At 62.1% G+C, this 16112-nt stretch carries 13 protein-coding genes; 5 read left to right on the top strand and 8 right to left on the bottom strand.

The features are described 5' to 3' along the window. Window positions 1–1115 precede the first annotated feature (1115 nt). From E5X88_RS06295 to E5X88_RS06285, 3 genes are all read left to right on the top strand, one after another. Window positions 1116–1916, top strand: a complete 801-nt coding sequence (locus E5X88_RS06295; RefSeq protein ID WP_127403972.1) for a YggS family pyridoxal phosphate-dependent enzyme — start codon at window positions 1116–1118, stop codon at window positions 1914–1916. Window positions 1917–2080: 164 nt separating this feature from the next. Continuing rightward, window positions 2081–2242: a hypothetical protein gene (locus tag E5X88_RS06290; protein WP_164757363.1), complete on the top strand. Its 162-nt coding sequence runs from the start codon at window positions 2081–2083 to the stop codon at window positions 2240–2242. 663 nt (window positions 2243–2905) lie between these two features. Further along, on the top strand, window positions 2906–3160 hold the full coding sequence (locus E5X88_RS06285) for an AlpA family transcriptional regulator (RefSeq protein WP_127403973.1): 255 nt from the start codon (window positions 2906–2908) through the stop codon (window positions 3158–3160). Here E5X88_RS06285 and E5X88_RS06280 read toward each other — a convergent pair. The 5 genes from E5X88_RS06280 to E5X88_RS06260 all read right to left on the bottom strand — a co-directional run bounded on the left by E5X88_RS06280 (window position 3141) and on the right by E5X88_RS06260 (window position 8841). Then, the gene (locus E5X88_RS06280; protein ID WP_127403970.1) at window positions 3141–4394 is read right to left on the bottom strand and encodes a tyrosine-type recombinase/integrase; all 1254 of its coding nucleotides are present in this window, start codon (window positions 4392–4394) and stop codon (window positions 3141–3143) included. The two genes, E5X88_RS06285 and E5X88_RS06280, sit on opposite strands and share 20 nt — an antisense overlap. 315 nt (window positions 4395–4709) lie before the next feature. Continuing rightward, window positions 4710–6272, bottom strand: a complete 1563-nt coding sequence (gene guaA / locus E5X88_RS06275; RefSeq protein WP_292159342.1) for a glutamine-hydrolyzing GMP synthase — start codon at window positions 6270–6272, stop codon at window positions 4710–4712. A 53-nt stretch (window positions 6273–6325) separates the two neighbouring features. After that, entirely contained in the window at window positions 6326–6991 is a 666-nt protein-coding gene (locus E5X88_RS06270; RefSeq protein WP_292159339.1) for a 5'-methylthioadenosine/S-adenosylhomocysteine nucleosidase, read from the bottom strand. A gap of 4 nt (window positions 6992–6995) precedes the next feature. Continuing rightward, window positions 6996–7454: a PaaI family thioesterase gene (locus tag E5X88_RS06265; protein ID WP_126043597.1), complete on the bottom strand. Its 459-nt coding sequence runs from the start codon at window positions 7452–7454 to the stop codon at window positions 6996–6998. A gap of 97 nt (window positions 7455–7551) precedes the next feature. After that, window positions 7552–8841: an RsmB/NOP family class I SAM-dependent RNA methyltransferase gene (locus E5X88_RS06260; protein ID WP_292159335.1), complete on the bottom strand. Its 1290-nt coding sequence runs from the start codon at window positions 8839–8841 to the stop codon at window positions 7552–7554. A 491-nt stretch (window positions 8842–9332) separates the two neighbouring features. Here E5X88_RS06260 and E5X88_RS06255 point away from each other — a divergent pair, with 491 nt between their 5' ends. Further along, entirely contained in the window at window positions 9333–10010 is a 678-nt protein-coding gene (locus tag E5X88_RS06255) for an aquaporin (protein ID WP_292159333.1), read from the top strand. An 87-nt stretch (window positions 10011–10097) separates the two neighbouring features. Here E5X88_RS06255 and katG read toward each other — a convergent pair whose 3' ends face one another. Next, a complete protein-coding gene (gene katG, locus E5X88_RS06250; RefSeq protein ID WP_292159330.1) occupies window positions 10098–12293 on the bottom strand; it encodes a catalase/peroxidase HPI in 2196 nt (731 codons plus the stop codon). A 145-nt stretch (window positions 12294–12438) separates the two neighbouring features. On the opposite strand from katG, the gene E5X88_RS06245 reads away from it, so the two are divergent. Further along, window positions 12439–13347, top strand: coding sequence for a hydrogen peroxide-inducible genes activator (locus E5X88_RS06245; RefSeq protein ID WP_292159328.1), 909 nt, complete (start codon window positions 12439–12441; stop codon window positions 13345–13347). 184 nt (window positions 13348–13531) lie between these two features. Here E5X88_RS06245 and E5X88_RS06240 read toward each other — a convergent pair whose 3' ends face one another. Beyond that, a complete protein-coding gene (locus tag E5X88_RS06240; protein ID WP_292159326.1) occupies window positions 13532–15397 on the bottom strand; it encodes a CHASE2 domain-containing protein in 1866 nt (621 codons plus the stop codon). Window positions 15398–15402: 5 nt separating this feature from the next. Further along, the gene (locus tag E5X88_RS06235; RefSeq protein WP_245451624.1) at window positions 15403–15897 is read right to left on the bottom strand and encodes a FecR domain-containing protein; all 495 of its coding nucleotides are present in this window, start codon (window positions 15895–15897) and stop codon (window positions 15403–15405) included. Between the last annotated feature and the right edge of the window lie 215 nt (window positions 15898–16112).

Genomic DNA, 16112 nt, shown 5'->3' with positions numbered 1-16112 from the left:
CGAGCAGAGCACGTTTGGCTTTGCATGCATGTGACCGCCGGCTGCTTCTTAAAGACTCGCGAAAATCAGAGATTGCCGTCGAAGCGCGTGTCAGATGCATAATGGAATGGTCTTAATTCAACGCGTTGTCTGCCATTTCCCGGTAGGGCGATATCGGCCGCAGGTATGAAACAACAAGGCGTCATGCCGCCTTGACAGGCCGCTCCGCTCGGTAAGACCCCTCGTCACGTCTTGAGCTTATGAACGGGTCTGCGACAGGCCGCTCAGTAAGATCGCCCTAGGGATTTCTGGCACGGCACTAGCCGCTATCTGCAACCAATTTCAGGTTCCTTACCCCGGTTCAGGGTACGTGACCCGCGCAAGTTCGCGCCGACGAGGAAAAAAAGCGACAGGAGGAGTGGGGAGCTATGAACGGCAGGAGGATACCCGAAAGACAGCTCAGGCTCTTCCCGACAGCCGGGAGCAGCTTGAGGAAATCATCGAGAGGTGGGGAAAGTTACGACGGTAGAGCGCTTTTTCACGGATGTGGAAGAGCGCCTAAAGTGCACGACCGGGGAGCGTCGGCAGCGCCTGGAGGAGCGTCTGACGCTCGCCTGCCGCGCCGTGTCCATGGCCGAGGCCGCGGGTGCCGCGGCGGGATTGAGCGCACCTGATGAGCTTGGCGGCGACAAACACCGACTACCAGCCCACACGCTCCTAGTGGGTTTGTGCCCGAACAACTTCCTCGGGAAGCCCATTCTGAGCGCTGGCGCGGTGATGCGGCGATAGCCATAGGTGGGTGCTCGTCGACCAAAGGGCGAATGAGCGGCAGCAGCGCTGCATGACAAACGACAAGCGAGATACGCTTCCAGCCCGAATACCTCCTCGCCCAAGCAGTTCGCAAATCTCGCTGCCTGATCAGCACTCCGCCAATCCGCGTGCAGGCGTTGCAACAGATTCTTCAAAGAAATTCATAGGATCTTAGCATCGCCAAGCCGCGGGAAATGGTACGCAAACATAGTTGGTCCGACCTGTCGCATCTGCTGAGAACGCTGCGCCGGCCTCACCCTAGTTCAACGCGCAGTCACGCAAGCCGGCGGCTATCTGGTCACCGTGCGGCGAAGGGGCAGATCACAATGGGCACGAACAATCCTCCGCTTTCCCCCGAGGACGTCGAACGCTTCGGGCCTGATCCCCTTACCAGCTTCCGCACCAACCTGGCGTCGGTTGAAGAGCGCATCACGCTTGCTTGCGCACGGGCCGGGCGCGACCGAGCCTCCGTGCGGTTGCTGCCGATCACCAAGACGGTGCCGGCCCAAATCCTGCGATATGCCTTCGACGTCGGCGTCAGCACCTTCGGCGAGAACAAGATCCAGGATGCAATGTCAAAGTGCGAGGCGCTTCACGATCTCGCCATCGACTGGAGCATCGTCGGACATCTGCAGACCAACAAAGCCAAATATCTGACCCGCTTCGCGCGTGAGTTTCATGCGCTCGACAGCCTGCAGCTCGCCGACCTTCTTAACACGCGACTGGAGCGCGAAGATCGCTTCCTCGACGTCTACGTGCAGGTCAACACGTCTGGCGAGGACAGCAAGTTCGGCCTACATCCGAACGCACTGCTGCCCTTCTTGGAGACCCTCGATCTGCTTCCCCGTCTCCGGCCATGCGGGTTGATGACGCTTGCGCTGTTTTCCTCCGACGTGGCCAAGGTGCGGGCTTGCTTCATTCTACTGCGCCGGCTGCGGGACAAAGCCGTGAAGCACAATGCCGCGCTGACCGGGCTCTCCATGGGCATGACCGGAGACTTCGAGGCAGCCATCGAGGAAGGCGCCACTGTCGTGCGCGTCGGTCAGGCCATCTTCGGCAAGCGGCCGACGCCTGACGGCCACTACTGGCCGGGTTTCGCCCCCACTGACCGAGGAATTGAACCATGATTTTTCGCGAACGGCCTGTCTGCTTTTCCGATCACCCCCGCCGATCGTTCCGGCCGGGTCGAGATATAGGCGTTAGGAAACTGGTCAGCCGTTGATCGCGGCTGAGGTCGCTTCCATCGGCCTGCCGCAACGCAAGCGGCCTTTCTGGGCGTAGGCGCAAGCTTATGGCCAATTGGGCGGATTTCGACATCGCCGCCGCGCACTATTCCCATGGCTACGACCTGCTTTGCATTGAGGATCAGGGCAAGCTGGTCGCGAATTCCATCTTCGGGGCACAGCACGCCGCCGATGTCAGGGCGTGTTCGCCGTCCGCACAATCACCGTGATGGATGTCGCCGCGCTCTGCTGGAAACGATTCTGGTTTCCGCTCTGGAGGTGGCGAACGCCATGACGGTCCTGGTGAGCAAGTCCCTCGGATATTTCAGGTGAACCTAGCCCAGTTCTACGAGCGCGTGATCCAGCCCGCAATGGATGGCGTGGTGCTCCATCCCGTCCTCGAACAGGCGAGACAGTATGAGATGAGCAATGGCGGCCCGATCATCGGGAGGTCACGCGCCGCGACATCGCCGAGACGATCAGGTTCATTCCGCAAGCCGAGAATCCGAGCGATGAGGACCTGGATTCCGGGACTACATGAATCCACCCGACGCCATGCAAAGGGTTGACCGTGAGCGAAGACGACCGGTCCAAACAGCCCAAGACGCAGAAGGCCTTCGAGACACAGTCGCGAAGTCGGTGTGCTCGTGAGCAAGACCTAGGCTTGCCGACCATCGCAAAGCTCGCCGGTTGGTCGAAGGAGACGATGTGCTCGTAGTTGAGAGCTATATTCAGATTGGAGCAGATGCGCGATCGTTGGCCCTAAGGAGCCCTTCGGTATGCAAATGGTCAAACGGCAGAAGCAAACTCAAAGCGAAAGCTGCCAGGACATAGAGGCCGCGCCAGCGGATCGCCCCCTTCCGGTTCTACCGCACATTGAGGTGCGACACGTCGTGCGAACTGTTCGCCGATCGCAATTGCGAGAAATCGTCCCGCTATCGGACACGACCATTTATGAAATGGAACAACGAGGCGAGTTTCCCCGACGGTTCCATCTGGCCCCCCGCTGCGTCGTTTGGGACCTGGGAGAAGTCGAAGCGTGGATTCAGGAACGGCGGAACGCGTCCTCTGCTGGTTCAATCGAACTGGCCCCGGGACCAGACGTGCGGTCACGAAAGACCAGACCCGTCAAATCGGATCGAGGATGACGGCTGCCCCGAAAATCGGCTGCAGTGTTGGTGCGTGTTTGTTGCCGGCCGCCCACGCTTCAATCATGTCGGCCCATTCCTGCAGCATGTGGCGCCGCTGCGGTTCGTATTCAGCCTTGTTATAGACGCCGCGGGAGGAGCGACTGTCTTCGTGGGCAAGGCATTTTTCGATCCAGTCGCGATTGAATCCGATCTCGTTTAGCAGGGTGGAGCCGGTCCGCCGTAGATCGTGCACCGTAAAGGGAGCAAGAGGCAGATCCTGTTTTTTTGCGCGGTCTACAATCGCCATGGTAATCCGATTGAAAGTCGCGCGCGACAGGGGTTCGTCGGCGTCGTAGCGAGATGGAAGCACGTATCGAGAGTTAGCAGCGCAGGTCTTGAGCGCAATCATGATGTCGAGGGACTGGCGGGAGAGGTAGACGTTATGTGGCTTCTTTCGCTTCATTCGCTCTTTGGGAATACTCCATACCGCGTTCTCGAAGTCAACCTCATCCCACGTCGCGTCCAGAAGCTCACTTTTCCGAACCATCGTGAGCAGGATCATCTTTAGGCCCAGCCGAATGGTTGGCAAAGTCGGCACATTTTCCAACTCTTTGAGCATGATTCGAATTTCTACGGGTGACAACGCCCGGTCTTTCGCCTCGAAGGTGGCTATCGACGCCGGGCCTACCTCGTCCGCCGGATTGGCGATCTTCTCGCCGTGCAGAATGGCATAACCATAGACCTGCTTAATGATATCCCGGACATGAATGGCCGTTGCTGGTGCGCCCCGGTCCCTGACCTTTGCACAGAGCGCCCGCAAATCGTCCGATGTTATTTCTGTGAGGAGCCTTTTATCCCAAACCGGCAAGATGTCTCGATCGAAGACGGCTTTGCGCATCGAGCGCGTGCTGTCCGCCATCTTCGCCTCTTTAAACCATCTTCTGCCGGCATCGCCGAACGTGCCAGTCTCAGACAGGCGGCGCTTTTCACGCTGCTTTTCCTGGGCTGGTGATTTTCCGGCCGCCACCATTTTTCGTGCGGCAAGACAGCGGTCACGCGCCTCTGCTAGCGAGATGCCTCCCTCACCATAGCGGCCCAGCGTCACTGTCTCTCGCCGACCATTCACTCGGTAGTCGTATCGGAACGATATCTGCCCTGTGGGAGCCACGGTCGCGTACATACCGTCACGATCAGTGACTTTGTAAATTTTGTCTTTTGATTTGAGCTTTTTAAGCGCGATGTCTGTGAGCATAGGAGGAGACGGATGGGCGCATCTAGGATCGTGAAATGCCTCATTTTACCGTCATTCGTTTTACCGTCAAGGCTCTGGGAGAGCCCATTGGATCCAATGCCTTACCTCGAAAGATGCCAACAGGCTTGAGTCCGGCGCAGTGACGGCATCAGTCTGCAGCGAAGATGACGCGAGAAGGAATGCCGTCAGATCTACCGCCAAATGATTCCGCTTAGGGGCGATAGTCAGCGATAGACGTAGAATGAAAGCACATGAAATTCAGACGCTTAATGAAGCTTCCTCGATAGTCGCCGAATGCTAGCGAACGACCGACCTTTATTCCCACTCGATTGTGCCTGGCGGCTTGCTCGTCACGTCGTAGACGACGCGGTTGATGCCGCGTACCTCGTTGATGATGCGGGTGGCGGCGGCGCCCAGGAATGCCATGTCGTAGTGGTAGAAATCCGCCGTCATGCCGTCGACCGAGGTGACGGCGCGCAGCGCGCAGACGAATTCATAGGTGCGGCCATCACCCATCACGCCGACGGTCTGCACCGGCAGCAGCACGGCGAACGCCTGCCAGATGGCGTCGTAGAGGCCGGCCTTGCGGATCTCGTCGAGATAGATGGCGTCGGCTTCGCGCAGGATCTCCAGCTTTTCGCGGGTGATGCCGCCCGGGCAGCGGATGGCGAGACCGGGACCGGGAAACGGATGCCGGCCGATAAAGCTGTCGGGCAGGCCGAGTTCCTTGCCAAGCGCCCTCACCTCGTCCTTGAACAGTTCGCGCAGCGGCTCGACCAGCTGCATGTTCATGCGCTCGGGCAGGCCGCCGACATTGTGGTGTGACTTGATGGTCACCGACGGGCCGCCGGTGAAGGAGACGCTTTCGATGACATCGGGATAGAGCGTGCCCTGCGCCAGGAAATCGGCGCCGCCGAGCTTCTTGGCCTCTTCCTCGAACACCTCGATGAACAGCCGGCCGATGGTCTTGCGCTTCTTTTCCGGGTCCGACTCGCCTTCCAGCGCACCAATAAAACGGTCCGAAGCGTCGACCAGGATGAGCGGCAGATTGTAGTGCTGGCGGAACATCGCCACCACGCCTGATGCCTCGTCCTTGCGCATCAGCCCGTGGTCGACAAGGATGCAGGTGAGCTGCTCGCCGACCGCCTCGTGGATCAGCAGCGCCGCGACCGAGGAATCGACGCCGCCCGATAGCGCGCAGATGACCTTGCCCTTGCCGACTTGGCTGCGGATCGTCTCGACCGCGTGCTCGCGGTAGGCGCGCATGGTCCAGTCGCCTTCGATGCCGGCGATGTTGTGGACGAAGTTTCGAAGCAGCCGGGCGCCGTCCGGCGTGTGCACCACTTCGGGGTGGAACATGATGCCGTACATCTTGCGCTCGACGCTGCCGAAGATGGCGAAGGGCGAGCCTTCCGATTTGCCGAACACCTCGAATCCCTTCGGCAAGGAGATGACCCGGTCGCCGTGGCTCATCCATACCTGGTGTCGCTGGCCGGGCGCCCACAGGCCCTCGAACAGCGGGCTGTCCTTCTCGATCTCGACGAAGGCGCGGCCGAATTCGCGATGATCGGAGCTTTCGGCGACGCCGCCCATCTGCACGCACATGGCCATCTGGCCGTAGCAGATGCCGAGCACCGGCACGCCGGCGTCGAAGACGATCTGCGGCGCGCGCGGGCTACCGATGTCGCCGGTCGAGGCCGGGCCGCCGGACAGGATCACCGCCTTGGGATTGATGCGCTTGAACGCCGCTTCGGCCGACTGGAACGGCACGATCTCGGAAAACACGCCGGCCTCGCGGATGCGCCTGGCGATGAGCTGCGTGAACTGGCTGCCGAAATCGACAATCAGGACGGTGTCGGGATGATTGGCTATCTTCATGGCGAGCGTTTAGAGAAAGAAATGAGTCGGCGCAATGGGTTGCGAGGCGTCTCTCAATGCGATTCCGCGTCTTCATGCGATGATCCGAATTCCAGCGCGCCGGACCCGATAGCCTGTTCCAGCCGCATGACCGCGTCCGCCAGCTTCTCGTCGATGACATGGAGATACTCCTTCCAGTCGCCGACATGCCTGAGATCGGCAGCCCCGTCGGAAATGCCGCGCAGGCCGACGAGCGGCACGCCGAACAATTGGCAGGCGCGCAGGCAGGCGAAGGTCTCCATGTCGACCATGTCCTCAGCAATCGCATCGTAGGCGCTGCCGGAAATGATCGCCGCGCCGGTCGACAGCGTCGCCTCTCTTATATCAGGAATCCTGAACGGCAGCGGCACCGTCACCGGCAGGTCGAGAAACGGCGTCGCGCCCTTCTCGAACCCCAGTGGCGAGGCGTCGATGTCGCGGTAGGCGACCGAAACGGCCTGGTAGATTTCGGTCTGTTCCAGTGTCCGGCTGCCCGCAGAGCCGAGCGACACGACGAGATCCGGCAGCGCCTTTTCAGACTTCAGCAACGACAGTTCCGCGCCCAGCCTGACACCTGCCTCGACCGGCCCCACCCCTGTCATGACAGGTGTGAAAAGCCGCTGCAGATGCGGACCGTATTCGGCCTGCGCGGCCATGACGAAGAGGAGATCCCTGCCTGCGACACGGACGAGATTGCGCATCGGATCAGCCTTGAATGCCGTCGCGGCCGACCACGGTCATCATCGTTCCGGTCATGGTGGCGATCAGCTTGGCTTCGCCATCGGCGGCGAAGGCGTAGGCCTGGCCGTCGGCGACGATGATGGTGCGGCCGGGCTTCGTCACCGAGCCGCGGAACAGGAAGCGTTCGCCTCTGCCCGGCGCCAGCAGATTGACCTTGAATTCGATGGTCAGCACACTGGAGCTCTCCGGCATCAGTGAGAACGCCGCATAGCCGCAGGCCGAGTCCAGCGCCGTCGAGATGACGCCGGCATGGAGGAAGCCATGCTGCTGGGTAAGCGCCGCCGAATAGGGCATTTCGATCTCGATGATGCCGGGCGTCACCAGCGTCAGTTCGGCGCCGATGGTCGCCATGGCGTTCTGGCGCGCGAAGGACGTCCTGACGCGATCCTCATAGTCGGGGGCGGGTACGATCTTTGCTGCCATGGCTTGTCACGCTCCTGTCAGAAAAGCTTATCGCAGAGGCATGAGCGGCAGGCAATCGCTATTGCTGCACTGCAGCAGTCAAGTCCACCGGCATGGCTCAGCCGCCCTTGCGCAGCGCACAGACGTAAAACCCATCGGTACCGCTCAGCGCCGGCGACAGCGAAATGCCGCCTGCGGCGCCGATACGCGCGGCCGCTTCATGGCCCGGAAAGCGGCTGTCCCAGAGCTGGCGGTGATCAACCGGGACAAAGCCGCTGTTACGATCCAGGAAGGCCGCGACCTGCTCGCCATTCTCCTCGTCGAACACCGAGCAGGTGATGTAGACCAGCAGCCCGCCCGGTTTGACGAAGGCTTTGGCTGCATCGAGGATCGCCGATTGCTCACCCTTGCGTGCATCGAGCTGCTTCTGCGTCAGCCGCCATTTGGCGTCGGGCCGGCGCCGCCAGGTGCCGCTGCCGGTGCAGGGCGCATCGACCACGACGACATCCATGTGGCCCGAGAGCGGCTCGAGTTCCACCGACTTGGTGACGATTTGCACGTTGCGGTTTTCCGAACGGCGGATGCGGTCGAAGATCGGCGCCAACCGCGCCTTTTCGGCATCATGGGCAAAGACCTGGCCGCGATTGTCCATCGCCGCCGACAGCGCCAGCGTCTTGCCGCCGGCGCCGGCGCAAAAGTCGAGGACCTGCATCCCGGCCTCCGCGCCAGCCAGCGTGGCGGCGATCTGCGAACCTTCGTCCTGGACCTCGAACCAGCCTTTCTGGAAGGCCGGTTCCGCCTGCACGTTCGGATGCCTGCTGTCGCCCACGATCGGCGGGATGCGGATGCCGTGCGGCGCGATCGGCGCGGCCCTGGCGCCGGTCTCGGCCAATTCGGCGAGCACCTTGCCGCGATCGGCTCGCAGCGTGTTGACCCTGAGGTCCAGCGGCGGGCGGGTCGCCAGCGCCGCGCCTTCGTCGACCCAGCTGGCGCCGAAGGCCTGCTTGAAAAGCGGCTCGCACCAATCCGGAATATCGGCCCGCACCGCCGGCGGCGCATCGGCAAGCCTGCCATCGGCGAGCGCCTTCAACTCGCCGGCGTTGAGCAGCGGCGGCGCGAACTTGTCGCCATCGAGCGCTTCGTTCAGCGACTGCGTCGTCTGGTCCCATTCGAGCAGCAGCGCGCCGAAAGCGATGGCGCGCGGCGTGTCTTCACCCAGCAAGAACCCGGCCGAGCGCTTCCGGCGCAGCGCGTCGTAGACGATGTTGCCGATCGCCGCGCGGTCGCCGCCGCCGGCAAAGCGATGCGACAGGCCCCAGTCCTTCAGCGCATCGGCCACCGGCCGGTGCCGCCGGCCGATATCCTCCAGCACTTCGATGGCCGCCGCCAGCCGTCCGCCCAGTCTCATTCTTGTCTTCCATTACTCAGCAAATTAATTCCGGCCCTGCTCTTAGAGCCCGTTTGGAAATTCTACTCTGGCGGCCATCTGATGGCGTTTTCTACGCTTCCGGTGCTCACGGACCCAAATGTCCGCTGCGCTCTGGTTCTCGAAACCACCACCATATGGCTCGCCAGAGCGAATTTCGAAACAGTCTCTTAGAGCCTTTCATGCCGTGATTGAAACAGTTCTGTTTGCCCGAGGGCGAAACGAACCATACGGAGGGTGGCGAGTGCCCATTGATGCATCGCGAGCCGCGCCGACCATGTGGGCGTCGGCCTGCGGAAAACAAAACAATTCGATCAATACATGATAAGTCTCTAATGCGCAAAACTGGTGCGCACAAGCATGCCACCTGGAGCAACACTCTGCTTTCCAAGTTTTTCGGTTGCGAATACTCTCCCCGCTGTGATTCGCGTCGCAGAAAAGGCGGAGCCGCGGGTCGATACGAGGAGAGGGCAATGAAGACTTATCTGGCGGAAGTTCTTGGCACATTTCTACTGGTGTTCATCGGTACGGCTTCGGTGGTGACGGGCGGCTTCGGCGGCGCGCTGCCGCTGGGCCAGGAAGGCATCGGCCTTGCATTCGGCATCGGCCTGATTGCGGCGGCCTATGCGATCGGCCCGATCTCGGGCGCGCATCTCAACCCGGCGGTGACGCTCGGCGTGTTCCTCGCCGGCCGGATGCAGGCCAAGGACGTCGTCCCCTATTGGATCGCGCAGATCATCGGCGCCATCATCGCGTCGCTGGCGCTGTGGATCATCGTCTCCGGACAGGTCGGCGGACACACCGGCGGTTTCGGCGCCAATGGCTGGGATGCGACGAAATGGGGCGCCAGCTCAGCGTTCCTGTGGGAGCTGATCGGAACCTTCACCTTCGTGACGGTGATCCTCGGCGTCACCAGCGGCAGCCACGCGACGGCCTTTGCCGGCCTCGTCATCGGCCTGACCCTGGCGGGGCTGCACTTCGCCATCATCCCGGTGACCGGCACATCGCTCAATCCAGCCCGCTCGATCGGCCCGGCGCTGTTTTCGGGCAGTGCCGCGATCGGCCAGCTCTGGCTGTTCATCGTCGCACCGCTGATCGGCGGCGCGATCGCCGGCGTGGTCGCCAAGACACGCATCTTCGAGAAAGACTGAGAGGCTTTGGCCTGACGAAAAGGCGCGGGGCGGACCCCGCGCCTTTTTATTTGGAGAGAACCTTTCCTGGCTCAGGCCCTTCCTGGATCAGGCGAGTTCGAAGCGATCGGCGTTCATCACCTTGTTCCACGCCGCCACGAAATCGCCGGCAAATTTCTCCTTCGCATCCGCGGTCGCATAGACTTCCGCGAGAGCGCGCAGCTGGGAGTGCGAACCGAAGATGAGGTCGGCGCGGGTGCCGGTCCACTTGAGTTCGCCTGTCGCCCGGTCGCGTCCCTCGAACACCTCCTTGGCGTCCGACGTCGCCTTCCACACCGTGCCCATGTCGAGCAGGTTGACGAAGAAGTCGTTCGTCAGCGTTTCAGGTTGCTTGGTGAAGACGCCGTGCCTGGACTGCCCGGCATTTGCGCCGAGAACGCGCAGGCCGCCAACGAGGACCGTCATTTCGGGTGCCGTCAGCGTCAGCAATTGCGCCCGATCCACCAGCGCCTCCTCGGGGGACAGACGCTGCCTGCCGCTGAGATAGTTGCGGAAACCGTCGGCTGCCGGTTCGAGCGGGGCAAACGACTCGACGTCGGTCTGCTCCTGCGACGCGTCCATGCGCCCCGGCGTGAACGGAACCTTCACGTCGTTGCCGGCGCCCTTCGCGGCCTTCTCGATCGCGGCGGCGCCGCCGAGTACGATCAGGTCGGCAAGCGAGACTTTCTTGTCGCCGGACTGCGCAGCGTTGAACTCCTTGCGGATCGCTTCGAGCGTCTCCAGAACCGTCGACAGCTGGGCCGGCTGGTTGACGTCCCAGTCCTTCTGCGGCGCGAGGCGAATGCGCGCGCCGTTGGCGCCACCGCGCTTATCGGAGCCACGGAAGGTCGAGGCTGACGCCCAGGCCGTCGAGACCAGCTGCGGCACCGAAAGGCCGGAGGCGAGGATCTTGGCCTTCAGGGCGGCCACGTCCAGCTCGTCGATCAGCACATGGTCGACTGCCGGGATCGGATCCTGCCACGGCAGCTCCTCCTTGGGGACGAGCGGGCCGAGATAGCGCACGATCGGGCCCATGTCGCGGTGGGTCAGCTTGTACCACGCGCGGGCGAAGGCATCGGCGAACTCGTCCGGATTCTCATGGAAGCGCCGCGAGATCATTTCGTAGGCAGGATCGAACCGCAGGGAAAGGTCGGTGGTCAGCATGGATGGCGCGTGGCGCTTGGCCGGGTCGTGCGCATCCGGCACCGTGCGCGCGCCGGCGCCGCCCTTCGGCGTCCACTGGTGCGCGCCGGCCGGGCTCTTGGTCAGTTCCCATTCGTAGCCGAACAGATTGTCGAAGAAGTTGTTGCTCCATTTCGTCGGCGTCGTGGTCCAGGTCACTTCCAGGCCGCTGCCGATCGCGTCACCGCCTTTGCCGGTGCCGAATGCGCTCACCCAGCCGAGGCCCTGCTCCTCGAGGCCGGCGGCTTCCGGCTCCGGGCCCACCAGCGCCGCATCGCCGGCGCCGTGGGTCTTGCCGAAGGTGTGGCCGCCGGCGATGAGCGCGACGGTCTCCTCGTCGTTCATGGCCATGCGCGCGAAGGTCTCACGGATGTCGCGCGCTGCGGCGAGCGGATCCGGGTTGCCGTTCGGCCCTTCCGGATTGACGTAGATCAGGCCCATCTGCACGGCGGCGAGCGGGTTCTGAAGATCGCGGTCGCCGCTGTAGCGCTCGTCGGCCAGCCACTTGCCTTCAGGACCCCAGTAGATGTCCTGTTCGGGCTCCCAGACGTCGGCGCGCCCGCCGGCAAAACCGAACGTCTTGAAGCCCATCGATTCCAGCGCGACGTTGCCGGTGAGGATCATCAGGTCGGCCCAGGAGATCTTGCGGCCGTATTTCTGCTTGATCGGCCACAGCAGCCGGCGAGCCTTGTCGAGGTTGACGTTGTCCGGCCAGCTGTTGAGCGGCGCGAAGCGCTGCTGGCCAGCTCCGGCGCCGCCGCGGCCGTCGCCGATGCGGTATGTGCCGGCGCTGTGCCAGGCCATGCGGATGAACAGCGGCCCATAGTGGCCAAAATCGGCCGGCCACCACTCCTGCGAGTCCGTCATCAGGGCATGCAGGTCCTTGATCACGGCGTTCAGGTCGAGGCTTTTGAATTCCTTGGCGTAGTCGAACGCCTCGCCCATCGGATCGGACAGGGCAGACTGCTGGTGGAGTATCTGGACGTTCAACTGGTTCGGCCACCAGTCGCGGTTGGCCCTGGCAATGGTCGTGTGCACGACCGGGCATTTGCCCGCGCTGCTGTCATCGGTCTTTGCGTCCATCGTTCTCTCCAATTTGCCGAGTTTTTTGATTTGCCGAGTTTTCCGGGCGGACCTTGAGCCGCGCCACTCTGGAATGGTTCCAGACTAGGCCGCATTGCCGATAAAGACAAATTGCCTTTCCTGTTTGTTCTGATAGTTTTTCCTTATGATAGGTCTAACCGTCCGGCAGATGCAGTATTTCGAGGCGTTGGCGCAGACGCTGCATTTCGGCCGCGCCGCGAAGCTGGCCGGCGTCAGCCAGCCGGCGCTGTCCTCGCAGATCGCAGAGATGGAGTTGCGGCTCAACTGCCGGCTGTTCGAGCGCGGCGGCAAATCGGTGCGGATGACCGACGAGGCGCTGGCCATGCTGCCGCGCATCGAACGCATTCTTGCCGACATCCGCGAGATCGAGACCACGGCGCGGCGTGGCCGCCCGGCGATGGAGGGACGCTTCCGGCTCGGCATCATCCCGACGGTGGCGCCCTATCTCCTGCCGCATGTGCTGCCGGAGCTGAGACGGCATTTCCCGGCCTTGCAGCTCGAACTGCGCGAAGCGGTGACCGCGTCGCTGGTCGAGGACACCACCACAGGACGGCTCGACGCCTTCATCGCGGCGCTTCCCCTAGACCAGCCCGGCCTGATCACCGAAGAGCTCTTCTGCGACCGCTTCTTCCTTGCCGTGCCGACCGGCGATCCCGCCTTCGCCTCGCCGCCGGTTCCGCCGGAAAGCCCGGCGCTGGAAAGGCTGATGCTGCTGGAGGAAGGCCATTGCCTGCGCGAACAGGCGCTTGCCGTCTGCGGCAGCGTGCGGCCGGTGGCAATGGCAAGCTACGGCGCGACCAGCCTGACGACGCTGCTGCAGATGGTGGCGCACGGGCTCGGCGTCACGCTCATCCCGGAAATGGCGGCAGGACCGGCCAGCACCATTCCCGACCTGAAGATCGTGCCGTTCCAGGAGCCAATGCCGCAACGCACGATCTGCCTCGCCTGGCGGCGCAACAAGGTTCGCCATGACGAATGCGTCGAACTGGCGAAGATCATTCGCGGGCTGGATGCGGCTGTGCTGGCGGCGTGAGGGGATGACACGTTTTCCAACGGAAAGTCTGCTGTTGACCCCGAAGCTGCCTTCCATCAATGCGGATTTTTTCAGAATCTCCTGTCCGGGTTGGCCGAGGCCTCAGACAGGATTTGAAGTGTCGCGGCCAGACGGGCGCCATTCAGACATTCCGGTACCATCATTGTTCACGGGGCCTGGTATCCTACAGCGTCTGCGAACTCTGCCACAGCCAGATTGCGAGCGAGCCTGAACGCCCGCGGACCTGTGCTTCCACAGGTCCTCTTAGAGCACCAGATTTGAACAACTCGCAGTCGCGGCCGGCGACTTGCAGCATTTTGTCGCTCACCGCGACTTCGGCATTTTGGTCGGCCGCTATCTCCATCAAGCGACTGGCGACGTTAACCGTATCACCCGTAGTTGCGATGTGCTGACGGCCTTTGCCACCGAGTCTCGACGCAACGATTGTTCCGTAATGCGCTCCGATCTTGAAGCCGAGCCTAGATGCAGTTGATGCGGGCAACGAGACGAGCCAGTTGTTGGTACGGCTGGAGAGCGCCGCGCAGCAGCGGGCAGCATTGAAGGCATCATCTGTCGCTGCTTCCGGTAGACCGAACAGGATCATGGCTCCGTCACCCATGAAATTCGTGACAACGCCACCGCAGCTTGTCACCTCCTCGTCCACCAACGCATGGAACGTGTTCAAAAGTTCGCGTGTGGCGTTCGGCCCCAATGTTTCGCTCAGTCCGGTGAAACCGGACAGGTCAATGAATATGATGGCGGCGTCCCTCCGGACAGGTTCCAGGAGAAAGTCGCCATGCTTCGCGAGCCACTCCGCAAAGCCCGGGGCCTGAACTCGTTGAAGCAATTCGCTCTGCGTGGCGAAATACTGGGCCTGGTTCCTGCCCAACCAAAGCTGCGCGGCCCCGAACAAAATAGCTGGCGGAACGGCGGCGGCCATCGGCAACGCCGCGCTCAGCCAGATATGGTGTGAGAATGCGGTCATGTTGACCACGAACCAGATCACAACCACGCCGACGATCGCTGCAAGGCCGATGGCGTTGCGACGCCATGCCAACAGCCCCACCAGAACCACTGGCAGCACCACTGCAAAGCCGGCATCTGCAAGGCGAACGTACTGATCTCGCACTATGCCGTCGCCGGTCATCAGATGGGCAATGGCCGTCGACATGACCTCGACGCCTGGGAGCACGGGATCAAACGGTGTCGGGAAAACATCGCCGGCGCCGGTTGCAGTTGCTCCGATCACAACAATTCGATCCCGAATAATGCCGCCATCGACTTGGCCCCCCAGCACCGTCGTGGCGCTGATCGTGCGGATCGTGCCGCGGGGGCCATAGAATGTCAGAGGGAGTATGTGACCAATGTCCGTCCGAATCCGCTGTCCGCCCAGAGATAGATAGTCGGGCGCAATTCCCGGATCCTCTCCCACCGCCATGGCGGCAACGCGCAGGGAGAAAGACGCTTCCGTCCGATCTCCGGCCCGAAACAGCAACGGGACGAACCGAGGCGTTCCCGTCCAGTCGGTAACCACGTTCACGACGCCGACAGCGGCGATATCCGAGAACGCTGTCAGGGGCCACAGAAACCGCTTGGCATTCGGCACTCGGGTGAGAGGGCCATCGCCCTCGGTTGCAATCGATTGTTTACCTCCCGAGTAGACCGCTGCAGCAGCGATTACGCTTGAAGTTCCACGCAGCGAACGCGCGAGCGCCTCATCATCACCTTTTTTCCCAGGATCGACCAGCAGCAGGTCGACCGCAATGGCTTTCGGTCCAAAGCGAGCTATCGTATCGACAATCCGGGCAAGCGTGGCGCGGCTGAGGGGATAGCGGCCCTCGTTTCGGACCGCTTCGTCGTCTATTGCGACAATGGTGATCAGCTCCGGCGGCTTTGCCGTTCCCCGAACAAGCGTTCGAAGATCCGTCATCGTTGCTTCGACGCGATCGAGGGACCACATGTTGCCGCGCCAGTGCGCAAAGCCAAGGCCGGCCCCCCAAAGACCCGCCAGAACGAGCGCGATCAGCGTCTGAAGCGCTCGCCCGCTCATTTAGCTTACTGACCGAAACGGGCCATCAAAGCCGAAACACGTGCGGCGGGCCAGCGCTTGACCGTCAGTGTGCCTGTTCCGGCTTCCACATCGACGCCTTCGCCCGGCCCGAGGACTACGCCAGCATTGGACGCCGGCCTTTGCACGGCGACGCGACCTTTGACGACGAAAACAGACGTCTTGCCTCGGGCAACGTCGACTGCCCATTTTGTACCTCGCACCGCGGCGATCGCCTGCGGGGTGACGACAGCGAAGCCACCCCGGACCCTGCCGGCTGGAGCATCGAGCAACAGCGCCTTGCGCCGTAATCTGACCGCATCGGCACTACCATTTCGATCACGGTCCACCAGTGCAAAACGAGCGCCATCTTCCGCAATGATGGTAAGGCCTTCCCGGCATCTCAGAATTTGTCGGGACGTACCTGCTACCAGTTCGAACGTACAGCCGGCGTTATTCGACTGCGCTGAAGCGGTATCCACCCAGAAGACACAGGCAAGCATGCATGCCACCAGGCTCCGGAGATATCGGCCACTTGCGCTCATGAACGTCTCCTTGCTTTTGCGAAAATCTGCGGCAAGAAAATCTTTGCATTGTCTTCTGCGGTCAGCTTGGCAGTATACTCATGTGTACGAACCGGCACTTGCAGCCGCGTTGCCCTAAGGTAGCACGGTGCCGACCTGCAATCTTAACACGATAGCTTGCTCCAACACCAAAT

The sequence above is a fragment of the Mesorhizobium sp. genome, from assembly GCF_004962245.1.
Classification (GTDB): domain Bacteria; phylum Pseudomonadota; class Alphaproteobacteria; order Rhizobiales; family Rhizobiaceae; genus Mesorhizobium.
This window is presented reverse-complemented; position numbering and strand designations above follow the sequence as displayed.

What these genes read in the sequence shown, in the direction of transcription:
- E5X88_RS06280 (WP_127403970.1), bottom strand. Translation starts at nt 4,394, where the DNA reads ATGCTCACAGACATCGCGCTTAAAAAGCTCAAATCAAAAGACAAAATT.
- E5X88_RS06290 (WP_164757363.1), top strand. Translation starts at nt 2,081, where the DNA reads ATGGCCAATTGGGCGGATTTCGACATCGCCGCCGCGCACTATTCCCAT.
- guaA (WP_292159342.1), bottom strand. Translation starts at nt 6,272, where the DNA reads ATGAAGATAGCCAATCATCCCGACACCGTCCTGATTGTCGATTTCGGC.
- E5X88_RS06270 (WP_292159339.1), bottom strand. Translation starts at nt 6,991, where the DNA reads ATGCGCAATCTCGTCCGTGTCGCAGGCAGGGATCTCCTCTTCGTCATG.
- E5X88_RS06235 (WP_245451624.1), bottom strand. Translation starts at nt 15,897, where the DNA reads ATGCTTGCCTGTGTCTTCTGGGTGGATACCGCTTCAGCGCAGTCGAAT.
- katG (WP_292159330.1), bottom strand. Translation starts at nt 12,293, where the DNA reads ATGGACGCAAAGACCGATGACAGCAGCGCGGGCAAATGCCCGGTCGTG.
- E5X88_RS06260 (WP_292159335.1), bottom strand. Translation starts at nt 8,841, where the DNA reads ATGAGACTGGGCGGACGGCTGGCGGCGGCCATCGAAGTGCTGGAGGAT.
- E5X88_RS06295 (WP_127403972.1), top strand. Translation starts at nt 1,116, where the DNA reads ATGGGCACGAACAATCCTCCGCTTTCCCCCGAGGACGTCGAACGCTTC.
- E5X88_RS06255 (WP_292159333.1), top strand. Translation starts at nt 9,333, where the DNA reads ATGAAGACTTATCTGGCGGAAGTTCTTGGCACATTTCTACTGGTGTTC.
- E5X88_RS06265 (WP_126043597.1), bottom strand. Translation starts at nt 7,454, where the DNA reads ATGGCAGCAAAGATCGTACCCGCCCCCGACTATGAGGATCGCGTCAGG.
- E5X88_RS06240 (WP_292159326.1), bottom strand. Translation starts at nt 15,397, where the DNA reads ATGAGCGGGCGAGCGCTTCAGACGCTGATCGCGCTCGTTCTGGCGGGT.
- E5X88_RS06245 (WP_292159328.1), top strand. Translation starts at nt 12,439, where the DNA reads ATGATAGGTCTAACCGTCCGGCAGATGCAGTATTTCGAGGCGTTGGCG.